This window comes from Marinifilum caeruleilacunae, from assembly GCF_013141825.1.
GTDB classification, from domain to species: Bacteria; Bacteroidota; Bacteroidia; order Bacteroidales; family Marinifilaceae; genus Marinifilum; species Marinifilum caeruleilacunae.
Window position 1 is genome coordinate 21,862 of the sequence record NZ_RZNH01000009.1, and the last position, 24,197, is coordinate 46,058.

General features: G+C 32.9%; 27 protein-coding genes. 1 reads left to right on the top strand and 26 read right to left on the bottom strand.

Going from position 1 to position 24,197, the window contains the following annotated elements:
- Window positions 1-271: 271 nt before the first annotated feature.
- From ELS83_RS07375 to ELS83_RS07440, 14 genes are all read right to left on the bottom strand, one after another.
- The gene (locus ELS83_RS07375) at window positions 272-1,111 is read right to left on the bottom strand and encodes a tetratricopeptide repeat protein (RefSeq protein WP_171594897.1); all 840 of its coding nucleotides are present in this window, start codon (window positions 1,109-1,111) and stop codon (window positions 272-274) included.
- Between the two features lie 159 nt (window positions 1,112-1,270).
- Window positions 1,271-1,765 (bottom strand): hypothetical protein, encoded by a 495-nt coding sequence (locus ELS83_RS07380; protein ID WP_171594898.1) that lies wholly within the window; start codon window positions 1,763-1,765, stop codon window positions 1,271-1,273.
- 1,155 nt (window positions 1,766-2,920) lie between these two features.
- Window positions 2,921-3,229, bottom strand: coding sequence for a hypothetical protein (locus ELS83_RS07385; RefSeq protein WP_171594899.1), 309 nt, complete (start codon window positions 3,227-3,229; stop codon window positions 2,921-2,923).
- A gap of 355 nt (window positions 3,230-3,584) precedes the next feature.
- Window positions 3,585-4,001, bottom strand: coding sequence for a hypothetical protein (locus ELS83_RS07390; protein WP_171594900.1), 417 nt, complete (start codon window positions 3,999-4,001; stop codon window positions 3,585-3,587).
- A gap of 433 nt (window positions 4,002-4,434) precedes the next feature.
- On the bottom strand, window positions 4,435-5,148 hold the full coding sequence (locus ELS83_RS07395) for a hypothetical protein (RefSeq protein WP_171594901.1): 714 nt from the start codon (window positions 5,146-5,148) through the stop codon (window positions 4,435-4,437).
- A 203-nt stretch (window positions 5,149-5,351) separates the two neighbouring features.
- Entirely contained in the window at window positions 5,352-5,816 is a 465-nt protein-coding gene (locus ELS83_RS07400) for a hypothetical protein (RefSeq protein ID WP_171594902.1), read from the bottom strand.
- A 228-nt stretch (window positions 5,817-6,044) separates the two neighbouring features.
- A complete protein-coding gene (locus ELS83_RS07405; protein WP_171594903.1) occupies window positions 6,045-6,641 on the bottom strand; it encodes a hypothetical protein in 597 nt (198 codons plus the stop codon).
- Between the two features lie 11 nt (window positions 6,642-6,652).
- Window positions 6,653-7,045 (bottom strand): hypothetical protein, encoded by a 393-nt coding sequence (locus ELS83_RS07410; RefSeq protein ID WP_171594904.1) that lies wholly within the window; start codon window positions 7,043-7,045, stop codon window positions 6,653-6,655.
- A gap of 118 nt (window positions 7,046-7,163) precedes the next feature.
- A complete protein-coding gene (locus ELS83_RS07415; RefSeq protein WP_171594905.1) occupies window positions 7,164-7,670 on the bottom strand; it encodes a DUF2004 domain-containing protein in 507 nt (168 codons plus the stop codon).
- A gap of 278 nt (window positions 7,671-7,948) precedes the next feature.
- Window positions 7,949-8,422: an Imm63 family immunity protein gene (locus ELS83_RS07420; RefSeq protein ID WP_171594906.1), complete on the bottom strand. Its 474-nt coding sequence runs from the start codon at window positions 8,420-8,422 to the stop codon at window positions 7,949-7,951.
- A gap of 206 nt (window positions 8,423-8,628) precedes the next feature.
- Complete coding sequence (locus ELS83_RS07425) at window positions 8,629-9,618, bottom strand: DUF6438 domain-containing protein (RefSeq protein WP_171594907.1); 990 nt, start codon at window positions 9,616-9,618, stop codon at window positions 8,629-8,631.
- A gap of 18 nt (window positions 9,619-9,636) precedes the next feature.
- Entirely contained in the window at window positions 9,637-10,260 is a 624-nt protein-coding gene (locus tag ELS83_RS07430) for a hypothetical protein (RefSeq protein ID WP_171594908.1), read from the bottom strand.
- Window positions 10,261-10,405: 145 nt separating this feature from the next.
- The gene (locus ELS83_RS07435; RefSeq protein ID WP_171594909.1) at window positions 10,406-11,053 is read right to left on the bottom strand and encodes a hypothetical protein; all 648 of its coding nucleotides are present in this window, start codon (window positions 11,051-11,053) and stop codon (window positions 10,406-10,408) included.
- A 333-nt stretch (window positions 11,054-11,386) separates the two neighbouring features.
- Window positions 11,387-12,565 carry a TlpA family protein disulfide reductase gene (locus ELS83_RS07440; protein WP_171594910.1) on the bottom strand — a complete coding sequence of 393 codons (1,179 nt, stop codon included), beginning with the start codon at window positions 12,563-12,565 and terminating at the stop codon, window positions 11,387-11,389.
- 234 nt (window positions 12,566-12,799) lie between these two features.
- On the opposite strand from ELS83_RS07440, the gene ELS83_RS07445 reads away from it, so the two are divergent.
- Complete coding sequence (locus ELS83_RS07445) at window positions 12,800-13,423, top strand: hypothetical protein (protein ID WP_171594911.1); 624 nt, start codon at window positions 12,800-12,802, stop codon at window positions 13,421-13,423.
- Window positions 13,424-13,740: 317 nt separating this feature from the next.
- On the opposite strand, the gene ELS83_RS07450 is transcribed toward ELS83_RS07445, so the two are convergent.
- From ELS83_RS07450 to ELS83_RS07500, 12 genes are all read right to left on the bottom strand, one after another.
- Complete coding sequence (locus ELS83_RS07450) at window positions 13,741-14,283, bottom strand: hypothetical protein (RefSeq protein WP_171594912.1); 543 nt, start codon at window positions 14,281-14,283, stop codon at window positions 13,741-13,743.
- Between the two features lie 5 nt (window positions 14,284-14,288).
- Window positions 14,289-14,792, bottom strand: a complete 504-nt coding sequence (locus tag ELS83_RS07455; protein WP_171594913.1) for a hypothetical protein — start codon at window positions 14,790-14,792, stop codon at window positions 14,289-14,291.
- Window positions 14,793-14,961: 169 nt separating this feature from the next.
- The gene (locus ELS83_RS07460; RefSeq protein WP_171594914.1) at window positions 14,962-15,489 is read right to left on the bottom strand and encodes a hypothetical protein; all 528 of its coding nucleotides are present in this window, start codon (window positions 15,487-15,489) and stop codon (window positions 14,962-14,964) included.
- 184 nt (window positions 15,490-15,673) lie between these two features.
- Entirely contained in the window at window positions 15,674-16,534 is an 861-nt protein-coding gene (locus ELS83_RS07465; protein WP_171594915.1) for a hypothetical protein, read from the bottom strand.
- A gap of 145 nt (window positions 16,535-16,679) precedes the next feature.
- Window positions 16,680-16,883: a hypothetical protein gene (locus ELS83_RS22250; RefSeq protein WP_249414419.1), complete on the bottom strand. Its 204-nt coding sequence runs from the start codon at window positions 16,881-16,883 to the stop codon at window positions 16,680-16,682.
- 22 nt (window positions 16,884-16,905) lie between these two features.
- Window positions 16,906-17,220 (bottom strand): transposase, encoded by a 315-nt coding sequence (locus ELS83_RS22255; RefSeq protein WP_249414420.1) that lies wholly within the window; start codon window positions 17,218-17,220, stop codon window positions 16,906-16,908.
- 280 nt (window positions 17,221-17,500) lie between these two features.
- Complete coding sequence (locus ELS83_RS07475) at window positions 17,501-18,091, bottom strand: hypothetical protein (RefSeq protein WP_171594916.1); 591 nt, start codon at window positions 18,089-18,091, stop codon at window positions 17,501-17,503.
- Window positions 18,081-18,566, bottom strand: a complete 486-nt coding sequence (locus tag ELS83_RS07480) for an RNA polymerase sigma factor (protein WP_216616421.1) — start codon at window positions 18,564-18,566, stop codon at window positions 18,081-18,083. The genes ELS83_RS07475 and ELS83_RS07480 overlap by 11 nt, the downstream gene beginning before the upstream one ends.
- Entirely contained in the window at window positions 18,554-19,483 is a 930-nt protein-coding gene (locus tag ELS83_RS07485; protein ID WP_171594917.1) for an alpha/beta fold hydrolase, read from the bottom strand. Before ELS83_RS07485 ends, ELS83_RS07480 begins: the two co-directional genes overlap by 13 nt.
- 569 nt (window positions 19,484-20,052) lie before the next feature.
- Window positions 20,053-21,294, bottom strand: coding sequence for a serine hydrolase domain-containing protein (locus ELS83_RS07490; RefSeq protein ID WP_171594918.1), 1,242 nt, complete (start codon window positions 21,292-21,294; stop codon window positions 20,053-20,055).
- 392 nt (window positions 21,295-21,686) lie between these two features.
- Window positions 21,687-22,496: a metal-dependent hydrolase gene (locus ELS83_RS07495; RefSeq protein WP_171594919.1), complete on the bottom strand. Its 810-nt coding sequence runs from the start codon at window positions 22,494-22,496 to the stop codon at window positions 21,687-21,689.
- 766 nt (window positions 22,497-23,262) lie between these two features.
- Window positions 23,263-23,826 carry a YIP1 family protein gene (locus ELS83_RS07500; RefSeq protein ID WP_171594920.1) on the bottom strand — a complete coding sequence of 188 codons (564 nt, stop codon included), beginning with the start codon at window positions 23,824-23,826 and terminating at the stop codon, window positions 23,263-23,265.
- Window positions 23,827-24,197: the final 371 nt, after the last annotated feature.

Here is a 24,197-nt window from a genome sequence, read left to right on the forward strand (position 1 = left end):
AGTATAAAGGTAATAGCTATACGTTTGCTTAAATTTAGTAAAATGTTTTTTATTTGTGGGTTGCGGTAAAGGGCAAAAAAGTCCTGCATAAAAAACATAGTAGTTTCTTGTCGTAGAAGAAGCCTGTTTCTCTTCCGACAAGAAGCATGCTTCTCTTTGGACGAGAAGCCTAATACTTTTTGAAAACTTGTTGTAACATGTTTCCGTGACTTGTTATAGTAAGTTTTTTGTGCTTGTTGTGGTGGAGGGGTAGGGGCTTAGCCTTTGTGTTTTATTCGCAATGTTTTTCAATCCGTTCTTTTGCATAATGCTCTCCTAACTCTAATGCTTTTTTCCAGTCAAGGCATGCTCCGTTTTGATCACCCTTATTAAATTTAGAATTTCCTCTATTAAAGTATGCCATTCCATTTTCAGGATTAATCTCAATCGCTTTATTATAATCGACTATCGCTCCATCATAGTCGCCATTTTCATCTTTTACTGAGCCACGATTAACAAGAGCATCATCAAAATCAGGTGCTAACTCAATCGCCTTATCATAGTCTTGTAGTGCTGATTTCCATGTGTAAAGTTCATTTTTCACTATCGCGCGGGAATAATATGAATTTGGGTCTTTGTCATTAATCTCAAGTACAATAGTCCAGTTTGCAATTGCTCCACTTAGGTTCCCTGAATTATAACACTCTATTGCTTTATTAAAATAATAATCCTCTTTGGACTTGTCAAAATCAGGAAGTTTTGGTTCCAAATCAATGGCACCTCCATAGCCATCAAGTCTGCAATCAAACTCGTATCCACGTTTGGCCATATCTAAGCCCCAATAAAGTAGATTGTCTTTCGTAATTGGCATTGAATCGGTTGTGCCGTGAAGCTCAAAGCAGTCTTTATGTTGTATATATTTCTCAAATTTGTACGGATAATGAGTCAGCAAAAAGTCATTTAGTTTTTCAAGTTTTTCCTTGCTGTCAGAAACGAAATGATAGTCAAACACAATCATGGAGAAATCAACGAGCCCGCTTTTTTTCATTCTTTTATAAACATCCTCAGCTGATACCATTTCTTTTCCAAAACCATTTACAAAATCATCCCAGGTGTAATAGTTATTCTCCATAGTTTGCGATTTACAACTTATCAGTCCTAAAGTTAGCATTGTTATTATTAGTAGTAGTGTTTTCATTAGGGGTGGTGCTAAGGGGTTTGTGAACAATTGGGGGAATAGCTATCGGGTGAGCGTCACCGTACTTTAATTTTAAGTTTTGTTAGCGTTTGGCTATTCATATATATAGCCTTTATTCGTATAAATAATTTCGAAATCGTTTTGAGTGTTATATATGTGAATAAAATTATAGCTGTTCGATTCTTTAAACTTATATCTCTTTTTATTAATTCTTAAATCAAAAATGTTATTTATCGAATCACGCTTAAACTTTGCAACTGATGCCAACCCTATTGAACGATCTGTATAAAGTGTGTCTTGATATAAGTCCGTGTTATTATGAATTAGAACTACTGGAACACTATCAAAGGATTCATTAAAGTGAATCCAAATAGAATCCTGCATTTCTTTTGTTTCTCTCAAATTCCTTGTTATTCCTGAATTCAAAGAGTCTATTTCTACTACTTGATCTTGTAAACTTAAATTTAAGGTATCAGCTAGTAAAATCTTAATCTGGCTTGATCTTCTGTCATCCCGACAAGAAAAACAAGTTGGAAGTAAGAATATAATAATAACCAAAGCATTTTTTTGTAAATGTGAATAGTTCATACTTCCATATTTTCCTCAAATTTATGAATCTAGTTCCCTTGCTTAACGCTAACGGTAAGGCTAAAGTGTCGGCGGGGACTACTTGCACCTACCTTTTTTATCTATTTAAAGTTAACAAAATAAATATCAGATCAAAACAGAAAAACATCCCGCTACACTTTAACTGTTGTTGGGGTGCGTTCCAGTCTGCCTGACTTCTCTGTCTGTGCTGTCCCAAGCCCTGTAAGTGCAAGGAAAAGGGAAGAATCCCCTGAAGCATGTCGTTCCGTTACTTTTCCTCTTTGCTGCACCTTGCTTTTTCCTTTCGCTTTTTTCAATCTGAGCAATGCAATTTCATCTTGGGATAAGTTGCCGTGGCTCAGATGTCAGGCAAAGAAAATATTCACAAGGGATGCCAAACATAAAATGAAAATACACTCCAAATACACTTGACCTTTAGCCATTTATCCCCTAACTTGAAGCAAAGGCTTTAGGCTTCCAACTCCCAGAAAAGCCCGCTTTTCTTCCCGCAAAAAGCAAAAAGCCTTTTGGAAAGATCACCCTTTTTGCCCTTCATTTTTACCTAAAATCCCTTGTCCCTTCTTTAGCCATTTCTCTTGCCTGGAATCGAAGCGAAAATTAAAAAACAAAGTCACGGAATGAACTTCAACTTGTATGTAAACACAACCAGTTACTTTTACACGCCCAATATGACTGTATAAACGTAATAGCTATGAGTTTGCTTAAATTTAGTAAAATGTTTTTTATTTGTGGGTTGGGTAATGGGTTAATAAGTCCTGCTAAAAAAACATAGTAGTTTCTTGTCGGAGAAGAAGCATGTTTCTCTTCCGACAAGAACCCTGTTTCTTTTCCGACAAGAAGCATGCTTCTCTTTGGACGAGAAGCCTAATGCTTTTTGAAAACTTGTTGTAAGATGTTTCCGAGACTTGTTATAATAAGTTTTCAACACTTGTTATAACATCTTTCCAAGACTTGTTATAATAAGTTTTTGGCGGTGGTTTTTATCTCTTCCGAGAGGCTGCATAATAAGTGTCCAATTTTTATTATAATAAGTGTCCGACTTTTATTCTAATAAATGTTCAACTTTTATTCTAATAAAATTTCGACGGGGATTGTAATAAGTTTTTGTGGAGTATTTGGAGGTAGCAAATTTTACTATGCATTCGGTTCTCTTTTGTTGCCACATGCTGCACATATGTTAGCTTTTGGAGTTCTGTATGGTTTGCCACACTTCACACAATCAGGTCCATAATATTCAATCGCATGGTGCATAATTGCATTTGGTTCTGTTTCAGCAAAGCCAGTTAAATTATTGTAATAAGCCAAAAGTTCTTGGAACCTTTCTTGTTTATTAGATTTTGTGTTCTTTAATGCTTTAGAATAGAGTTTTGAAGCAATTTTAAATTCCTCCTTGTCAAGCATTGGAACTTTCAACTTACACCTCCAGCAATATTTAATTTCCATTCTGTTCGTCTTTGTTTTTTATGTATTCAGATTTTGAACCATTCCAAGAACATTTGATACAATTACCATTTTCAAATTCGTGTTTACAGTTTGGATATCCATATAGTATGTGAGAACAATTAGGACACAAACCCATCATTTCCGAACTGTCTTCAAAATATTCGGATTCACATTCATTACAGTTTTGTTTTACTCGACTCATTCGTTTTTATTAATATACTTAAGGGTTTTAAAAAAAATAAGAGGGCTGATGGCTATTGGGATTAAAAACTACCGCCTTATTTAAGCTCTGTTTGAATTTTTGTTAGTTTATCCGGATGGGAATTATTGTCCTTTAATTTTAGTTAGCTATAGTTTATTTTATCTCCCTTGTACTAACATCAACTTCACCATTCCTTATTCGTAAATAGATCCAAAGTTGTGGTTGCTTTAAAAAATCTGTTTCAATTGATTGTTCAATCTTTAGTATATAGTTTGTAATAGCGTGTCTTACTTGTAATTTAGATTCTGCATCAAATTTCTCGGGAATCAATTCATTTCTAAATCCAGATTGATGAATTTTAAAATTCCAATTGTTTTCACCTTGCACCGCATTTATACTAACTGGATGCAATGAACTTTGAAAAAAAACATCTTCATTAAATTTTTCTGAATTAGTTATATGACCAAATGAAATATCAATAAACTTAATATTGGATTCATTTTCAATGCTTCTAATTTCTTTTTTTGAAAACAGGTGACGAAAAACTTTAGGCAATGCTTTCTTTATCATTTATTTCCCATTTAATTGTTTCTAACTTGAATATAAATGCATCTAGTTAGGTTTACACACCCAATGTGGTTGCATAAGTAATAGCTATTGGTTTGTTTAAATTTAGTAAAATGTTTTTTATTTGTGCGTTGGGTAATGGGCAAAAAAGTCCTGCTAAAAAAAACGTAGTAGTTTCTTGTCGGAGAAGAAGCATGTTTCTCTTCCGACAAGAAGCCTGTTTCTTTTCCGACAAGAAGTATGCTTCTCTTTGAACGAGAAGCCTAATACTTTTTGAAAACTTGTTATAACATGTTTCTGAGGCTTGTTATAACATCTTTCCAATACTTGTTATAGTAAGTTTTTTGTGGTTGTTTTGGTGGGGGTTAGGGCAGGCTTAGTACACGAGGGAACTCGTGAGCTACCGTGGGTTATGAACCACAATTGGCAGTAGTAATTATTCAATCAAATATTTTATTTTTCTTTCATATACGTACACTTTTTCGTTTTGTCCACTTTTAAGATCGAATCGTTTCGTCCAATTTCCTTTATGGTCAAACTCTAAATACTTTACTGAGAATAATGTAGTATCAATATGCTGCCCAAACTCATTGATCATTATTGTTTTGGTTAGTTTTCCTGTTTCATCTCTATCATATTCCCAGGTAATTGATGTACTTTCATTGATTTGATTTGAAATCAATACACACAACCTATTTCTGTCATAAACCATTTTTGACTTTGTTTTAGTGGCATTGGTTAGATTAGTCCTTTCAATGACAAATGAACTGTCGGTTGAATTAATAACTTTATCTACATATATCAGTTTGTTAGTGTTGTCATAGGTATCCGCACCAGTGTAATTTTTAGAAAAATCTGTCTTAACTTTCGTTATAGAATATAGTTTTCCATTTTCATCAAATGCTTTAGATAGTTCAAGTCGATTTTCATTATCGAAGAATTTTTGAATTTCTATTTTGCCAGTACCTTCTTCGTTGATTTCTAGTATTGTTCCATTAACTACTCGTGCCGAATATCTTTTCTCAATCAATGATTTTATCTTTCCTTTCAGCTCTGAAGATTCAGCTGTTAAAACTTTGAATTTGCTTGTTTTAGTACATCCCATTAATAAGATTAAAATCAGAGAGAATAGTAATGTTAGTTGCTTCATTTGTCGTATTGGTTTTTATATGACTGCCGACTTGTAGATAAACCTAATTAGTGAATTTTACACACCAATATAGAGGTATAAACGTATTAGTTATTCGTTTGCTCAAATTTAGTAAAATGTTTTTTATTTGTGGGTTGGTTTTACTACATGAGATGACTCGTGTGGTAGCGTGGGCTTGTCCCGACCCTCCGCGATCGCCGCCTTTAATTTTTGTTAGCCATAGTTATTCTTATTCTATCAATGATTGCATGAGAATTTACAACTTTATTCAATGAAAAGTCTGCATTGTATTCAGAAACAGGAGTATTATTAGAAATGAATTCAATCACGTAAAAGCATTTTTTACTATATGCATATTCCGTAGATTCATTTACTGCATCTAGTTCCATTCGGTAATCTGAATATTTTGAGGTAAAGTCATTAAGTGTTGATCCAACTCGAATATTTCCATCAACATAAACTTTTGGGTTTAACACGATAACTTCAAATACTTTTCCAGAATTGTATTTAGTCCAAACGAAAAGTAAATTATCATGCTGATGCTTAATCAAAGTTCCTTCTAATTCACTGTCAATTCCATAGTTTGAAAGAAAATCTTTATCAAATGAGTATCCTACCAAAGATGATTTTATTTCAGATATTGTCATTCCTGGTTTTACGTATTTCAATACCTCAGAGGGATTTTTTTGGCAATATCCCCAATGAAAAAGAAGTAATAATGTTAATGTAAATATAATTCTCACTTTTTATTTCTATTTATGGCTAAGGGTTTTGCTAAAATTTGACGGCGATATTGTACTGCTTCCTTATCAAGTGCCGCCTGCTTTTATTGTTTTTGTTACATTTTCTAGTTGGGCCTGTCCCTATCCTTCGGGTTCACCGCCCTTTAATTTTAATTAGCTTTCGTTCTCAATTTTACCATCACGGATAAAGAAAATTTCCTTTTTACTTTCCTTGTTTTTAAAGACAAACTCATCATTTTTTAACACACGATTAATTGCTTTAGTCTCTAACTCAAATTTGTTTTCAGAGTGAATCTTTAGTATTTGAGTTGGTTCATACCCTGGGTCAATAAAATAACGATATGGAACCGTTTTTCTGTCAATTAATTTTCCCGATTTCGATATGGTTGTAAATTGTAAGGTTGGACTTCCAGCTCCTGCTTGCGATGGGAAATAAACTAATAATAAGAAATTCAATTCCTTCCATTCACGATAACAAATAAATGTACAATTAGCTTCTTCTATTTTTTTTACCGAGTAATTTTCATCAAGGTTAAGCTTGATTAAATCATTATTCGCCAAAGTTAACGTTTCAATTTTTGGAAGAGAATAAATATCAATTTCAGTGAGATTTAATGTGTCTTTACAGTTACTGGTTTCTGTAGCCAATTCTCTCAACTCTTTATTTAATTCGTTTTGACTAAAAACAATATTTGCCTTAAAAATTACCAATAAGATAATAAAAGCAGTATTTCTTAATATAGTTTTCATTTTATCTATTCTTATTTTTTCTTGCGTGTGTTAATTTCAATTGGTTTAATAATTGGTTCATTTAATGAAAATACTGAAATACAATAATCGATTCCTTCAATAAGAAATTCTCTTAATTGAAACATTTCATCTGAAATAAAAGAACGAGACTTTTCCTGATCTAACCATCCACCTTCGATAATTTCCAGGATCCAGTTGTCAGTTACAGTCTTATCATTCCAATAGTCCATCATATCTCTCTCGTGTATGCATTTAAAACCAAAGGGATTCTCAAAACGGATTAAATACTCATCAGTTTTATCTACAGAGTATTTTATATCTAATTTATCCAGGTTATAATTAATTGCAAGAATTTCAGGAGTGTTAAACTTCTGAATTATTGTATTCAGTTTTTTTGCTTTCAATTTGTTCCGTTTTTTAGTTCAGTCAATTACCTACAAGAGTTTTGCTAATATTTGAGGACTCACGATAGTTTTCGGGGGAGGGTTACTGTCCTTTAATTTTTGTTAGCTGTAGTTCTTTTCAGCTTTCCCAAGTTATATAATTTAATGATCCATCTCTATTAATTTGTACTACTAAAAGCTGATTGCAAGGTTCTCCATCAATATCAATCGAGTAGTCAAATGTTCCGAAATAAGATGCCTGTGGATAAATACCAACTCTTATTAGGTTTAGTTTTTCCATTAATAGGTTACTTCTAGATTTTTTGCGATTCTTTAAGTCGATTATTCCAGCCAATTCATTCTCGCTAAGTTCATCAAGATAGAAGTTTAAATAGTCGGCTGTCATGCTAACGCTTTGTTCAAAGTCCGCTTTTATATAGTTCTGATTTTGAATGTCAAATTCAGGTATTTTGTTAATAAATTCTATTACCTGGTTTAATTGAAATTGACTGGTTGTTTCAGTCTCAAAATTCAAGTCCAAATTGAGTTTTCCTTCTCCAAACTTCAATGTCCAATCGTAATAATCAGTTAATTTATTCAAGTCTATCTCTGCGAAATCTGGTTTTTCCAAAACTAGGACTTCCATTTTTCTGTTTTCGTTCCTTTTATTGTTCCTTTTGAAAAAATCAAATATTCCCATTTTTTTTTATTCTTTGGTTAGATTAGAGTTAACGGTTGGCTAGATGAAGCGTATGGTGATTTAATGAACCAAACCTTTCAGAACTCCACTGAGCCAAATCTTTTATTTGTTTTATTTTGTCATTTTTAAAGCCAAATCAAAGATTTGGCGGTATTCGATTAACCAACTTAACTTCCAAAGTCTCACGAACGCCATTTGCTTTATACTAGCGTGTTGGGTACAGTTTATAACTTTTTGTCATTGATATCACTATAAGGTGCATCGAGAAGAATCTTTTCTTGTTTTTGTTTGCATTTATGTCCTAATTTTGAATCAATAGTATTTAAAAGTTCCAATTGCTTGTTAAATGCTATTATTCTAGGGTCTTGATTTTGCTTTCTATTTTTTACTTCGTAATCAAATGCCATTGTCAGAGTTATTCCTTCAAATACCCAATAAATTAACTCCTCTAGCTCAGCAGTTTTTCTTCTTTCTATTTCTTTTCCACGCTCAATAACTACGAAATGAAGATTATTATCAACATCTATTTCTATATGTGGTCTAGCAAAGTCTTCGGAGTGTTCGTAAGTTGGCAAAAGGTTAACTGGAGCATTTATTCTTGATGCAAATTTCTCAATTAGCCCTTTAATAAAGCGGTATGACATAGTTGGTTTTACCTGCTTTCTTTTTTTAAATAATTGTCTAATATTAAAACTCATAGTAAAGAGTATTTACAGTTTATGAGAAACTTGAATTGTGCCCAACTTGTATATAAACGCAACTAGTTACGTTTACATGTCCAATATGGCTGTATAAAGGTAATAGTTATACGTTTGCTTAAATTTAGTAAAATGTTTTTTATTTGTTGGGTGGTTTTACCACACGAGAGGGCTCGTGCGATAGCGGGGGATAGCGAGCACACTATTTATTCAATATCGTTTATTCCAATGTTTTCATTTGAAGCTTCTTCAAGCACTTTAAGTATTTCTGGCGGAGGTGGAGGTGGAGGCACTCTTTTTTCTGGAATGTCAAGCTCAACCTCAAAAGTCAATTTATAGCCACAGGAGTCTAATGATGAAGTTTTATACAAATTAAACATCTCAGAACTTACATTTTTAACTCTTGCAGGAAAATCTCTCCGGTAACCCCAGAATCTTTTTGTTTTATTTTTATTGTAATCAATGATTAACTCCACATATGGTTCATCAATTGGTGGACAAAATTCTGAATCGTTATTCTCGATATTTGCGATTCTTATAAGGTTTTCAAACTTATCAAATTGCGATTGGGTTATTTCACCGTTATAGAATCCTTGTTTGTCAGCATATTTTCCACCCCAAAAATTGAAATTAAGTCCTTTATCAATTTTAATGGCTATTGCTGGGCAATTCCCATAACACAAACTACTAGAAAACTCAATTGTGTCAACAGTCATATTTAGATCATAAAGTAGAGTGTCATTGTAAAATTTATATTGATCTTGGTTCTTAAAAGGGAATCCATATCCTTCTATTTTATCAATTATCAAGCTGTCAGTATTTGCTTTTAAGATTTTTCCTATAAAATATTTATATGTCACTCGATATAAACTGTCGTTTTTGATAAATTTATGAAAACGAATATCAACTTTTCCTTTTGAACGAATTCCATTATCAATTATCCATTTGTCATAGTATGAAGTGTCACAAATAATTAGAGTGTCATTTGAAATTGAATAATTTGCAATCTTTTTATTATAGAAGTATGCAACACCATTTCCAAAGTGAAGTGCTTGGTCTTTATATTCTATCAAGTTACTATCTTTCTCACTGACACACAGATTCCAATATTTCTTGTTGAAATTTTTATCAATAGGCTCTTTAGTTGAGCATCCAATTATAAAAATCAGAATCAATATTATAGATGTGTACTTCATTTTTTTTGTTATGGCTTGTTATTTATACGTTATCATTACTTCAATCTTAAATTTTGCAAATATTCCAATTCCAGGGATTTCTTTTATTTTTCTGTCAAAGCTTATTGCTAAACCAACTATTTTTTCATCATCCTCCCAGAACATATTTTCAATAAATTTATTTTCATTATCTGCAATGGTTTTCTTTTTTATTGGCTCTCCTAATTCAGATTTTAACTTTTGCTCTAATGAATTATATTTTTCTTTAAATCCCTTCTCATTTTTTGATAACTTCTTTAGCCATTTTTCATTGCCTTTAGCTTTAAACTTCGGATTATACAATCCCCAGTGATAACTTCTCCCTTTTAACTCTGTCCAGTCTTTATTGAAGTGATACCATATATGCAATTGAGGGTCAAATTCATCATCATTTCTTTTAAATATCAAAGCTTTTGTTTGAACTAAGGTCTCTAAGTCAAAATGTGGATTTTTCAAAATTCCAAAGTCATCCAATGTATCTTTAGGTGTTGAATTTTTAGATTTTTCATAAACTTCAACCTCAGAAACAGAAATTTTACTAAAGTCAATTCCTTGTCCTACAACTGAATTTGACACTAATAATGTCACAATAAAAATTACACTTTTCAATATTTTATAATACATGTTTCTATTTTTAATAAGCCATAACGTTGAGTGTATGGTGTCGTAAGGGATTGCGGACTGTAAACCTATCATGTTACCACCCAAAATTGATGCGGGTGATACTGCTCTGAAACACTTATTCACTATACACATTGTTGCATGAAGTTTATATTTCTATCTCTTTAATCATTAGTCGTCTGTTTTCTAGGTCAATATATGTCCTATAAACATCAATTCGACCGTTATATTTCCGTATTTCAAATCCTAATGAATCAATGAATGTTTGCGAAACATTCTTATCCATATTAAGAATCAATTTACTTGAATGTATTATAAATTCAGGAATGTCTTCGATTTTCCCAATCACGTCATTAAATTGAATGCAAAATCTGCCACAGTTGTTTAAAGTATCTCCAAAAATTATCTCTTTATGTGAATCTTTAAGTTCTCCTATGTGCAAGAATGCTGAGTTGATTTGATTATAATCCAGATAAACGTCTTCTTTTTTAGTCAATTCGGGAACAACCTTTAGCATCAGAGGACCAGAAATATCTCCTATAAATAAACTATCATTATAATCATATCTTATCCATTTATGTTTATCGCTTATAAAAACTGTGTCATTTTGAATTTTATAGTCAAGAATCCACTCATTCGAATCACCATATGGAATATAAAATCTTTTCCCTTCAAAATCCTTTTTATACCAACCGTCCAATACAACAGGGTCAATAAGAATTAATGAATCAGTCAAATGGTAAGCATGAAAACAGTCAGGATGATTTATATTATATTCTCTCCAATATCCAGTCAAATCATAATCGGATGAACAGGAATTTATAATCAGAATAATTATCAGTATTGATATATCTCGTAGGTGTCTCATTAAATTACATGCAACTTGTAAATAAACACAACCAATTACGTTTACACGCCCAATATGGCTATACAAACCAAATAGCTATATGTTTGCTTAAATTTAGTAAAATGTTTTTTATTTGTTGGGTGGTTTTATCACACAAGATGACTCGTGCGATAGCGGGGGAGTAAAAAAAAGCCAACCTGCTAGGGTCGGCTTTTGATAATATTGTGGCGGTGTTAATTTATGCTATCCCGCTAATTACATCTAAAAAAAATGTGAGCAGCTTTAGTTTTTCATCAACTCATCTAGTTTCTCATAAAAGTCGTCGGATTCGCCTATGAATTTTGCGATTATCTTTTTGTCTTTATCAAGAATTATTTTTGTTGGGTAGCCTTGTACTGCATACATTACCGATACATCTTTGTTGATATCTTTATCGTTAATCACCTGTAACCAGTTTAGTTCATTCTCTTCAACCGATTTCTTCCATTTATCTTCAGTATCGCTGCATGCTACTCCAATTATTTCTACCTGGGCCTTATACTTATTGTAATATTCTTTCATTTTTGGAAAGCCTTTGATACACCAGCCACACCAGCTTCCCCAAAAATCGAGAACTACATATTTCCCTTGAATGGAGTTAAGTTCGAAATCTGAACCCGATAAAGTTTTTAGACTAAAGTTTGGAGCAATTTTTCCTTCAACGATATTCTTTTCTGCTTCTCTTACCTTTGTATATTTCTGAAATCTCAAATGCTGACTTTCAAGCATATTTTTAAAAATGCCATTTTTAATCTCTCTGTCTAAATTTTCATAATATTTGGCAAGTGTATCAAGACTTTGTCTTGTAAGGTAGAAAGCAGAAAGTTCTGCATTCAGGTTATTCTTAATATATTCCAATTGTTTAGTTCCTGCTATGGCATTTGCTTTTCTGCGTTCCTTAAATAAATTATTAATTTGCTCCTTGTCTCCTTTATTAGCCATTAAGGTATCAAGCTGTAGCTCAATTTTAGCACCAAGAGACACTTCCTTAATGTATCCTTTCCTCAATCGACTATAATTTTCATTGAAGTCAGAACCTTTAACTTCATAGTCTAAATAGAATTTATGAAGTCTGCCATTAATGGTTAAACGGTCGTTTGGTTTTATCAGAAGTACCAAATATTTGTGTTGTGGACGATATTGGCTTCCTGTTACCCTTGTAAACGCTCCTTTTTTGGGAAAGATAAAAGCCAATATGGGTTCATTTAGTGGCGAATCGTAAATGAATTTGCCATTCACCGAAATTATGGTATCTCTTAGTGGTTCTTCCATTTCATAAAACTGAGAAACCGGGGCATACTCTACAAATATGGTATCATTTCCCAAATCCTCGATTTCTGCGCTAAGATTGTGTTTTTGTCCACATGATGAAGCAATTATTCCTATCATGAAAACAATTGCCAAATTTTTAATCTGATTCATAAGTTATGGTGTTAGTGTTGTTTGTATTATTTTAGGTTTTTACCGCTGCTAACTTGTATGCAAAGGCAAGCAGTTGGTTTGATACATTCCGGTGGAAATATTGTAACTAATTAATCAAGTGTTCAAACTTACTAAAATTATTCCTTATGTAATGTTACCTGATTAACAATTATTTTGAATATATGTATAACAGTTGTAAATTAGGTAGAGCTAATCCAAACCTAATTTTACACCATGCAATTCAAAGTCTACTGCCTATTTATTGGCTTGTTTTTTTTCTGCCATGCAAGTCTTTTTGCCCAGGATAAGAAGCCGAACCTGTCCGAAACTTCCAAATTCATTCGCAATGCTGAATTCATAAAGTGCGATTACGATTTCACGAAGATGACAGCATTTAAATCGGGAGAGTGGTACATTGAGTTTTACCCTGCTTACATTAGCAATTTAAAAACTGGAACTAGCCTTACAGCCATTAAGTTCGAAAGTGAATATTCTGCATGGGGCGCCACAGGCTACGAGTATGGAATTTACCATAGTGGATATCTTGATATGGACGAAGTAAAGGATTTTATTGTTTTCCTGGAAGCCTATGTGCTGCCCAATGATAAAAAAGCGGTGGATGTAGGATCGGGAGTGGAGTATACTTTTTATTCGAAAGAATTGGAGATTGAGTTTATAAGAGAGAAAAGAAAATCGGAAGGCATTAATAGCGTAGCCTCTATGGTGCAAAATTTGAATTTTAAGAGTTACGATCGTCCCTACGAAGATAGATACTACACCTTCTCCAGGAAATTGCGAAAGCTTCCTGAATTGATAGAGATGTTGAAGTCTACAGTGAAGAGGGTGGAGGAGAATTAATGGCATCTTATTCATCTCTTCGAGAGGCGGTACAATAAGTATCCAATTTTTATTATAATAAGTGTCCGACTTTTATTATAATAAGTGTTCGACTTTTATTCTAATAAATTTTCAACTTTTATTATAATAAAATTTTGACTGGGATTGTAAGTGGTTTTTTGCTAGCATAAAAATAAGTAGTCTCACCATAGAATAGGACTCGTGTGATAGCCGATGTGTAGGAGTTGAGCTTACCACACGAAAGGTTGGATTTTATCGAACTTCGTTACGTGTGGTAGCGGGGGTCTGTACTGGATCTAAGATCTTTAATTAGTACATTACTTGAATCTTTGCAAATAGTGTTGTACTTCAGCTATGACTTTATAGTCGATATCATTAACTATTGGATATGCCCATCTTTCATTAATACTTGCTATTTCTCTGATTAGTTTTAATTCTTCATCCTTCTGAACACTTTCCATGCATATAAATTCTTCAATAGATTCAGCTAGTTTAAGTCCAGTATCTGCATCTTTTTCGAGATGTAATTGCTCTATTATTGTTGAAATATTATCATGTACCATATTATATATGAGAGATTCATCCAGTGATTCATGAAAATCGCATATGCTAAAAGCTGCTATTCTTCTGGTAAGAACACATTCAGACTGGATATCTCTTAAGAGTCTTTTGTAATAATTATCCAATTCAAGGGTATCGAAAATCTCCACCTTATCATCATCTATTCTAACAATTTTGGATTCAGAATCTATGCTTAATGCAACTTTCCAATTGCGTTCGTCGTGTTCAATCGAATGTCCTACAATGATACCTTCTCGATCATGTTCAATATCTCTGGCTTTTTTACCTATGTGATTCATTATTATCAAAAGCTTTGGTTATCGTTTGTTCTTCTGGCTTTAATATAATTATTTGCTTTCTTGGCTATCAAGTTCAGAATATGTCTATTCGATTTGTATTCAATCTGCTGATTCAGACTTGTTGGATAAATATAAATTTTTGTTCCTAAGGCCGTTTCTTTTCGAAAGCGAACAATAATGATACTTTCTGTCACGAAACGGATATAAAATGGATGATATTTTAAAGATTTAATATTGCTTAATTCTACTTTATCAGTCAGTTTAGCACGTTCTATGTACAAATATTCTTCATCAATATATGTGTCGCATAGTTTTGAATTGTAATCTCTCACTATCCAGGTAATTATTGAAAATAAAATGAGGAAGGGTAGAAGCAAGAGTGCGATAAAACTATTCCCTTTTATAAGACTTACTACAAGAACAAGTGCTATAGCAATGTCAAAAAGATAGATTGCATAAACTTGTATTCTTTGCAAATCTGTGGCTGAGTTGGAGAGTTTAACCTTCATGGATCTTAAATAATTAGGCTAACTAGTATATAAATGTAATTGCTATTCGTTTGCTTAAATGTAGTAAAATGTTTTTTATTGGTTGGGGTGGCTTTACCACACGAAAGGATTCGTGCGGCAGCGGGGGTATTAATGGTGATTAAATAAAGTATTTTGTTGTAGCTATTGATTAGATATAGGTTTCAAAATAAACCGAGACACCATGTTTCTTTAGTTGGCTTACTGCATTTTCAACCTCTTTAAGTTCTTCTTGAGAATCGATCACTACCGCTAACTTATGAGTTTTTGAATCGGTTTCAATCTTTAAATAATTATTATCAGATTGGAGAGGTTTTTCTTGATCATCTCTTAGTCGGATTGTGATTTGTTCAATTCTTGAGAACGGTATGTCCTCATTGAAAAGGTGAATGGTGTTGTTTGTCAGTTTTAAAGGTTTGATAGGTTCGTGTTTCTTGATTAAGCTTTCATATTTGCCAATTAATTCATAGATGCCCAGGATTAATACTATTGGTATTGATAGCCAGAAGTATCCTTTCAAAATAGGATTTGCGCTAATTTCTTCGTTTGTATAGATAGATGTAATAACGATTAGGGATATTAAGAACAGTGCTGTCCCTATCCAGAATATTGAATGATATCGATCACTCCAGTCTAGTTTGTTATAGATACGAAGCTTTATTGTGTTATAATCTTGCATTAATGATTAAATGATTTGAAACTGTCTGAGGTATGAAACGTTGCGCATTTCGAAGCACAAAACTAACATTCCATAAATCGTTAATTAATTGTTATTTCGTTCAAATACAGCACTATCTGTACAATGTTTTATGACCGCGTGTTAGCAGCTGCCAAATTTTTTTGTTTGAAATTATAAATCCATATCATCGAATAGTGTAATTTGTATAACTCAACTCTGCCCAATCAACAAATTCATATTCAGTAAAATTCGTCTCCCATTCTTCACCTGTTCCCTCTGGAATGAAAAATACGATAATATGTTTAGTTCCACTGCTATAATTTTCAAGTTTGTATTCATTCATTGCTTCTTTCCAATCGGCCTGATAATCATTGTTTTTCATATCATACAATCTGAGGAAAATAACAATATTAGCGTTATACCAGTTTAGATGTCCAGTAACCCAAGAATCAGTAGTATAAGGTTTAGATTTTAAGTTATCAATGATGTATTCAAGTGTATCAGAATCAGCTGCCATTGAAGAAAGATAAGTACCACCTTGAATTTCTTTTATATCAAAATCTAGCGAATTAATAAATTCAAAGACTTTATCAATTTCAGCATACTGTGTCTTAACGTGAATTGCATCTTGTTTCAGATAAGTATAACCTGCAATCTGTGTATATGTAATTGCATTATCAATTATTGAAAAATCTAGTTCGAGCTCCCTCATTATATCGTTGTCTTTGACTGAAATTGAAACCCCAGACATCTGTTCTTCGCCCCAAATCAAATCTTCTCCATAAAGGATTTTAGCATTAACGTCACAGGAAAAAGAATTCAACCATGCTTCCAAAGATTCAAATGTCTGTTCTTTAGTAATACTATCAGGAAGTTCCGATAAAAATTCATTGACAATCGGGATAGTCTGACTAATTTCTTCTATGTTTAGATAAGAACAAAAGCCCTTATCATCATTTAATTCCTTATCAGACTCTTTATCGCATGCAATTGCCGCAAAAGCAATCAATATCACGATTATATTTTTATTAAGAACACTTTTCATATCTGATAATTTTAAAATTTGTTTTCATTTTAATGCAAGATAAAAGTTAATGCAGAATGGTTGTTCGGTTGCAGCTAACTTGTATATAAACACAACCAATTACGTTTACACACCCCGCTGCCGCACGAATCCTTTCGTGTGGCTTCTACACAATTGGAATTACTTCACACAAAATTCCTTTTTCACCCCTATAATCCTTGGCACTACTATACAGGTAATCTTCTGGATGAGCCACCATACCTTCTTCCACAGGATTGTTATGAATATAGTTTATTTTTTCATCAATCACTTTATTGGTCCATAATTCAATTGGTTTATTATCGTGACGCCAAAATTGATAATGCCTCACGTTTGATGCTTTAGCTCCTGCCTTAGAACCATTCCTTTCTACTTTCACCAGGATTATCTTTTATAGCTCTTATCAGCCTTCTACTGGTAAACCGTTTAAAGTCTCCTAATAATAATTCAGGTTTTTGCCCTTTATCACTTCTAAAAATTAAATGAATATGATTACTCATGATACACCACGCAAATATTTCCATTCCTTTATGTTGTTGACAGTAACGTAAACTATCCAACACGATTTCTTTATACTCCATCCTGGTGAATACATCAAGCCAATCAACTACAGCAAAACTAACAAAGTAAAGCCCTTCTGGATTATGAAATTTATAATTACGACTCATAACTAAACAATATCATTCTAAAATATTAAATATTTAGTTAATTCTAATTTGCTCTGGTTATAATTCTGAAAAAACATTAATTCTTTTGTAGAAGTATTTTTGTAGTCTCACCACACGAAAGGATGGATTTTATCGAACTTCGTTTCGTGCGGCAGCGGGGAAAAGTAGCGGATTTTAAGGTGCTAACTTTTCAGTTAAAAACTGACTTTAAATTTATAAAATTCATTTTCCTTTCAGCACTTAGATCGCTATTTTAATATACAGTGTTATATGCTGCCTTTTAGTCATTCATTTGATTATTCAATTTCTCAAATTCAACTAACAGCTTATGAAGTTTTGCGTTCTTTTTCGTAATTACTTTAGGTCTTAAATAATACCAATTTATTGCAAACCAAAGTATGGTTATAGCATAGGTAATTATTCCCCCAGTAATTGTCATTTTAGAAACATACTCAAAAATATATAGCCCAATTCCTAAAGAAAGCATTATAAAATAGATACTTAACGTTGTAGCTTGTTGGTAAACTTGTATTTCTTTTAATTTTATGAGTTGTTGAAGGTATTCTTTACTATTAGGTTCGGTCTTATTCTTAGTAAGTAAAGAAAATTGTTTCTTAAAAGGTAGTAAAAAAATAATTATAGCTAAAATAGTTAATATAATACCAATCTTAGTAGTTACAAATTCAGGTTGATAATAATACCAAATAAAACCAATAAATGTAATGCTTAGTAAAAGTATAATGTTGACTAATATTAGCTTTAAAAAGCTTCTTCTTTTAAGTTTATTTGCTTTAGTATAAAGATTGTTCACTTTTGGAGTTTCTATGTTTTGTTGATTCCATATTTTTTTAAAATCTATATTAGTTTCCATTTTTCTTGAATTTTTGTATTAATTTTTCTTTTATTCTGTGAATCTTAACTCTAACGTTTCCTTCAGATAAACCAACAATTTCAGCGATTTCTTTTTGATTTATATCTTCTAGTTCCAATGATATGATGATTCGTTCTACTTCTTGTAGTTCTGAGATATATTGATATAAAAACTTTATATCCTTCTCTATGTCTGTTTCTTGAATTTCATCCTTAATATCTAATGGTAATTCAGACTTAGAAATTTTGTTTTCTTTTTGAATTTGACGTAAACAAGTATTGGAGGCAATTCTAAATATCCAAGTTCCTATGGAAGCTTCGTTTCTAAAATTAGGTAGTTGAGTCCACACTTTAATAAATGTTTCTTGAGCTAAATCTTTCGCTGCATCTGTATCATTTAAATAACCCATACATAGCCTAAAAACCTTTTGCCAATATGATTTATAAATAGTTTCAAAATTCATTATTCTATCCATTTTTTTAACGCATTAATAAATTTAGTTTGTTGGTCAATAAAGAGGTTATGAGAACAGTTGTTTAAATAAATTAAATTAGTTTTCCCAACTAAATTTACAATGGTTTTTACTTGACTTTCTGAAAAGAGACCATCATCTTTACCATATAATCCAAAAACAGGTGTGCCATTTTTCACTATTTGTTTTAGGTTATCTTTTAAATCTAAGGTCGTATATTTTTCGTTTTGCCAAAATCCTTTAGGTGCTTCATATGTCATTTTTGAACTATATTTTATAAGCAATGAGTCTGTTTTAAATTTTTTATAGATATTCAAGGCTTCAATTGTTGGCTCTTTAGGATAATAAAATCCATTTTGCATTGCGTGCATAAAACTGTTGGAGCTATATTGAATAGAACTTGTATCCATTTTTTCAATTATTGAGATATAATTAAGGTTGATACTGTCATTTTTAGATTTGTAAATATCTTTTGAAGTTGATATTATAGTCTTGAATGTTTCCTGTAAAGAAATAGGGGCACCTACAAGAATAATAGACTGGATTTTATCAGGGTATTTCTCTGCAAATAACGTGGCTACTATACCTCCGAAACTGTGTCCGATTAAGCTCGATTTTGAAATTCCATATTTCTGATAAACTGCATTTAAGTCTTCAAAAGTTTCTTCAAAAGTGAATTTTGTATTAAGGTCTTTACTACGCCCCTCTCCGCGTCTGTCATATACAATTACATAAAAACCATTGTCTGCGAGTTGTTGTGCTGTGGTTGCTTCAAAATTCACACAGTTATATCCTGGTCCACCGTGAAGAAAGATTAGCGGCTTGTCACTTGGATTACCATATGCTTTTGAATAAATTGTTTGAGAGTTAACTACAATTGTAAATAATGCAAATACGAATACTACTAGTGTTTTTTTCATTTTGTTTCCTTTCAGTTTTCATTTAGATACAAGGAATGTCAAAATGTTACATACTATTTTTTTAGATTGCATATAAATTGTATATAAACGCAACTAGTTACGTTTACATGTCCAATATGGCTGTATAAACGCAATAGCTATTGGTTCGCTTAAATTTAGTAAAATGATTGTTATTTGTGAGTTGTGGTAAAGGGCAAAAAAGTCCTGCTATAAAAACTTAGTAGTTTCTTGTCGGAGAAGAAGCATGTTTCTCTTCCGACAAGAAACATGCTTCTCTTTGGAAGAGAAGCCTAATACTTTTTGAAAACTTGTTGTAATAAGTTTTTTGTGCTTGTTGTGGTGGGTTAGGGCTTACCACACGAAAGGATGGATTTTATCGAAATTCGTTTTGTAGGGTAGAGGTAGGAATTGCCTGTATTCACAAGACACGAGCGATACACTCACGCCAGCAGCCGACACAAACTCGGACTATCCAGAGGTATATGAGCCGTTTTCGATGGTTTATATACTTTGATAGGTGCTTTTGTTTTTAAAATATTTCAAAAAGAAAAGATAAGAAACTCGTACTACTATTCATCCCAATGCAAACTAGCCCCTAACTGCAAGATCTTCCAGCCATATTGTTGTAGCGAAAGATCGTTACAGAACATTACTAAGCCAAGATCTTGACTTGGGTAAATTTGCATGATGGTAAAAAAGCCAGGACCACCTCCTGTATGCTCAAGTTTTAATTCATCTTTTTCCTTAAATACGTGCCAACCTATCCCTCTCCTGAAGAAGAACGAGCCCTCATCATTTGCATTTGCAACATGGCTGTCATTCGTCATGAGTTCAATAGATGCTTCTGAAAGGATGCGATTGCCATCAAGTATGCCTTTGTTCAAATATGCTCTCATAAAGCGCGATGCATCCAAAGTCGAGCCTATTAATGCCGATGGTGGTTCCTGGTTGGTGTAAACACGTTCCAACCATAAACTATTATTTGAGCTTTCACGAATGAATGAGCCCATCATTATTCGAAGCAAAGGAGCCATGAAAGAAAAAGACGGATGTGATCCCGCAGCCTCGACAGTTTGCATATTATTTGTATAAACAAAGTCTGTTTGCGTCATCTCAAGCGGTTCAAGTATGTTTTTCCTAATGTAGTCCCTGTAGTTTTGTCCGCTTACTTTCTCGATAATAGCACCCAAAACCATATATCCAATATTTGTGTAAGCTGTGTTTTCTCCAGGCTCAAATTCTAATGTTGCATAATCTGGAAACAACTCTTCTATCAAGGCAGTCTGATCTAAAGCTGGATCTGTATCATGATGTATCCATTTCGCCAATTTCAAACCACTGGCATCAGGTATTCCCGAGCTATGATTAAGCAAATGAAGTATAGTTATGATATTGCTATTATCAGATGGATAGTTTACCTCAAAGAAGGGTAGATACTTTGAAACGGGATCCTCTAACTGCAGTTTACCTTGCTCCTGAAGTTGAAGAATGGCCATAGCTGTTGGTATTTTGGTTATGGACCACCAATGATAAACAGTTTCTGGTGTGGCTTTTATGTTTCGTGGCGCATCTGCCCAACCAAAACCTTTGCTGTAAACAATGCTGTCATGCTTTACAATAACAATTGAAAGTCCAGGTGGCGAACCTGAATTTACCAAGCCCTCAAGATAGCTATCCAGTTCGGTAACCATTTGAACAGATTCTGGTGGTTGTGGTAGTTTTGAATTGCCGACATAAGCCACTATAATGGCAGTTAAAACGAAAACAACCAGTATCACTTTTCTTCGTTTAGTTAATCTTAAGACTTTCATTTTATATTAGTTTCATTACTTAAATTGCAGCTAACTTGTATATAAACACCACTAGTTACGTTTACATGACCAATATGGATGTGTAAGAGTAATAGCTATTCGTTTGCTTAAATTTACTAAAATGTTTTTTTATTTGTGGTGGTAACGGGAGCAGTTGTGCAGTCAAACTAAACCTCTCATTAAGGAGAATTAATGGCATCTTATCCACCTCTTTCGAGAGGCTGTACAATAAGTGTCCAATTTTTATTATAATAAGTGTCCGACTTTTATTATAATAAGTGTTCGACTTTTATTATAATAAATTTTCAACTTTTATTATAATAAAATTTTGACTGGGATTGTAAGTGGTTTTTGTAAGGTGTTTGGTGAGGCTTGTTATACAAGCTGTAGAACTAGAAATAAAATGGCAACTTATTGTCGAAGTTTTCCATGATTTGAAACAATTGATTTCCTAAAATCTCTTTTTGATTTTCTTTTGATTGAGCTTCCAATTCTTGATAGTTTGGCGCATAGCCCGAATAAGCGAAATCGTACTTCCTGCTTTTCATCTGAAGGATGGATAAAGAGAGTCCAAGAATAAATATGGCCACAGTAAATTTCCTTGCATCAAAATCAACAAACTTTCGAATGAGACTTACACTCAGATTGATGACAATCACGGCAAGCACAATCAGGAATATATCGTAATTGTTCCACCACCATATGTCTCCACTTCCCCCAATATACGACTGCGAAGGCCAGAATAGGTTAATTCCACCCCAGCTCGAAGCCGGTGTTGGCATGTCTTCTATTAAGTGTATTAAGAATCCTAAGAAGAATGCAATTAGCATGTAGCGCTTCTCTTTCAAATGCTGTAGGAATGGATTGCTTTTTTGTGCTTTGTTCATGGCAGCCAATAAGTAGCTCACATGGCCTAATATTGCGGTCAGTATTACACCGGCAAGTGCACTATGCATAAATGCGTGGTGAGAATACCAATACTTTGCCGAATAAATTTCTTTTCCACTGGCCGATAAATTAAAAAACCTGCCAATTGTAGTATCAAAACCGCTCCATAAACTGATTGCATCCAAATCGGGTATTGCACCTGCAAAGCCAGATATCAACACAATTTTCAACCTGCTTTTAAAGCCTGAATTGCTAAAACTTGACACAACAGTTCCAACTGCAAGTCCTGATAAAGTATGTGTTAGGATATCCATTCTATTCTCTTTGTGTTTGCTGTGTACTTGTTTTGATGCTTGGGTATTATTGCTCTTGAATTTTAGTGTTGGAGACAGATTTAAAATAGTTTATAATAAAATTTGGTGTCGTCTTCATAATTATATGCCTAACTCTTCCATATGCTTTTGACCTGGTAAATATTTCAAACAATAGCAATGCAATTGCTAAATACCCCAGGGTGGCTATAGCAAACAAAGGTGCAGGAACTCCTCTCGGGTAGTAGTACAAGCAATATACCTTAATGTCAAGAAATTCAAAAATACACCAATTCAATACATAAATAAGTATAACAGTCAAGCTAGTTTTTATTGCTCTGTTTCCCCAATTGGAATGCTGTGTGAATAGTCGTTCAATTACGTTTAGGCCAATTAGTATAATAATCAGTCCATAAGTAAAGATCTCTATCTGTAAAGGAATTTTATTATTTGTGATTACTTCATTCCAGTTTTTACCAAAACCAAGGTATAGTTCCTGGTTATCAATAGTCATTGTTACAACAAACAAAATATTGAAAAAAAGGATAGTTAATAGATATGGCCAAATGAGTCTCAAATCGGTTCTTTTTAGTTACCTACCACGGTTTTGCTAAGTTTCTTGGACGAACTATAACTACAGTCTTATCAAAACCGCCCAGCGTTTATTGTTTTTATTACATTATCTGTTTGCGACTGTCCCGATCCTTTCACTGCACCGCTCTTTAATTTTAGCTTCTGTTAGCTGCTGGCTGCAAAAGCATTAATTACTTTAAATTAAAAGAAACGTCATGATTCCTAGCAAAAGAAAAGGACTAATATTAATAATCCCTTTTACGAATCCAAATTCCTGAAATTTCATAACTCCTTGAAGCATAATCTTCAACGTCCACACCCATAAGACTAAATAGAATGAACTAAGAATCCAATATGAAATACTTCCAGTCACCAGAATATTCCCTGTAAAACCAAAGTATAAAATAACTGGTAGCTTTAAAAGAATAGGTATAGCAGAATAAGCTGCAACAACTCGCATATCAATTATTTTACTTTTACCCTTTATTAGTTTTCCAATAGCATACAAAATATAAGTAGTAAGGTATCTACCAATCACTAAACTAAAACCTGCCGAAACTAATATAAATCCGAGAGCTACAATAATAATTGGATATTCTTTAAAATATTGATGATCCTTAAAAAACAAGTCTATTCCAGAAACCATTCCCACTAGCATAAAAAGTAGATTAGCATTAGCTTCTAAATTATCTTCAAACTGATCATCTAGATCATCAAATGTGGTTGAGGTTTTAAAAAGAATGTTTAAGAATGTACGCATGTTATTGTTTTAGTATCCTTGCTTGCAGCTAACTTGTTTATAAACGAAAATAGTTACGAATACATGGCCACTATAAACGTAATAGCTATAAGTTTGCTTAAATTTAGTAAAATGTTTTTTATTGTTGGGTGGTTTTAGCACAGGAGGGATCTGGTGCGGTAGCGGGGAGGTTGGTCTCACCACACGAAAGGATTCGTGCGGCAGCGGGGGAAAAGCTCAAAAAGAGTATCGTTTGATTTCTTTTCTAATCTTGCTCTCCAATTTATCATTTTGTTTTATTTATAGTAATCCCAAATTGTATATAAATGCAATAGTTATTCCTTTGTTTAAAATTAGTAAAATGATATCTAATTGATAATACAACACGAGAG

What these genes read in the sequence shown, in the direction of transcription:
- ELS83_RS07375 (WP_171594897.1), bottom strand. Translation starts at nt 1,111, where the DNA reads ATGGAGAATAACTATTACACCTGGGATGATTTTGTAAATGGTTTTGGA.
- ELS83_RS07380 (WP_171594898.1), bottom strand. Translation starts at nt 1,765, where the DNA reads ATGAACTATTCACATTTACAAAAAAATGCTTTGGTTATTATTATATTC.
- ELS83_RS07385 (WP_171594899.1), bottom strand. Translation starts at nt 3,229, where the DNA reads ATGGAAATTAAATATTGCTGGAGGTGTAAGTTGAAAGTTCCAATGCTT.
- ELS83_RS07390 (WP_171594900.1), bottom strand. Translation starts at nt 4,001, where the DNA reads ATGATAAAGAAAGCATTGCCTAAAGTTTTTCGTCACCTGTTTTCAAAA.
- ELS83_RS07395 (WP_171594901.1), bottom strand. Translation starts at nt 5,148, where the DNA reads ATGAAGCAACTAACATTACTATTCTCTCTGATTTTAATCTTATTAATG.
- ELS83_RS07405 (WP_171594903.1), bottom strand. Translation starts at nt 6,641, where the DNA reads ATGAAAACTATATTAAGAAATACTGCTTTTATTATCTTATTGGTAATT.
- ELS83_RS07415 (WP_171594905.1), bottom strand. Translation starts at nt 7,670, where the DNA reads ATGGAAGTCCTAGTTTTGGAAAAACCAGATTTCGCAGAGATAGACTTG.
- ELS83_RS07420 (WP_171594906.1), bottom strand. Translation starts at nt 8,422, where the DNA reads ATGAGTTTTAATATTAGACAATTATTTAAAAAAAGAAAGCAGGTAAAA.
- ELS83_RS07425 (WP_171594907.1), bottom strand. Translation starts at nt 9,618, where the DNA reads ATGAAGTACACATCTATAATATTGATTCTGATTTTTATAATTGGATGC.
- ELS83_RS07430 (WP_171594908.1), bottom strand. Translation starts at nt 10,260, where the DNA reads ATGTATTATAAAATATTGAAAAGTGTAATTTTTATTGTGACATTATTA.
- ELS83_RS07440 (WP_171594910.1), bottom strand. Translation starts at nt 12,565, where the DNA reads ATGAATCAGATTAAAAATTTGGCAATTGTTTTCATGATAGGAATAATT.
- ELS83_RS07445 (WP_171594911.1), top strand. Translation starts at nt 12,800, where the DNA reads ATGCAATTCAAAGTCTACTGCCTATTTATTGGCTTGTTTTTTTTCTGC.
- ELS83_RS07450 (WP_171594912.1), bottom strand. Translation starts at nt 14,283, where the DNA reads ATGAATCACATAGGTAAAAAAGCCAGAGATATTGAACATGATCGAGAA.
- ELS83_RS07455 (WP_171594913.1), bottom strand. Translation starts at nt 14,792, where the DNA reads ATGAAGGTTAAACTCTCCAACTCAGCCACAGATTTGCAAAGAATACAA.
- ELS83_RS07460 (WP_171594914.1), bottom strand. Translation starts at nt 15,489, where the DNA reads ATGCAAGATTATAACACAATAAAGCTTCGTATCTATAACAAACTAGAC.
- ELS83_RS07465 (WP_171594915.1), bottom strand. Translation starts at nt 16,534, where the DNA reads ATGAAAAGTGTTCTTAATAAAAATATAATCGTGATATTGATTGCTTTT.
- ELS83_RS22255 (WP_249414420.1), bottom strand. Translation starts at nt 17,220, where the DNA reads ATGAGTCGTAATTATAAATTTCATAATCCAGAAGGGCTTTACTTTGTT.
- ELS83_RS07475 (WP_171594916.1), bottom strand. Translation starts at nt 18,091, where the DNA reads ATGGAAACTAATATAGATTTTAAAAAAATATGGAATCAACAAAACATA.
- ELS83_RS07480 (WP_216616421.1), bottom strand. Translation starts at nt 18,566, where the DNA reads ATGGATAGAATAATGAATTTTGAAACTATTTATAAATCATATTGGCAA.
- ELS83_RS07485 (WP_171594917.1), bottom strand. Translation starts at nt 19,483, where the DNA reads ATGAAAAAAACACTAGTAGTATTCGTATTTGCATTATTTACAATTGTA.
- ELS83_RS07490 (WP_171594918.1), bottom strand. Translation starts at nt 21,294, where the DNA reads ATGAAAGTCTTAAGATTAACTAAACGAAGAAAAGTGATACTGGTTGTT.
- ELS83_RS07495 (WP_171594919.1), bottom strand. Translation starts at nt 22,496, where the DNA reads ATGGATATCCTAACACATACTTTATCAGGACTTGCAGTTGGAACTGTT.
- ELS83_RS07500 (WP_171594920.1), bottom strand. Translation starts at nt 23,826, where the DNA reads ATGCGTACATTCTTAAACATTCTTTTTAAAACCTCAACCACATTTGAT.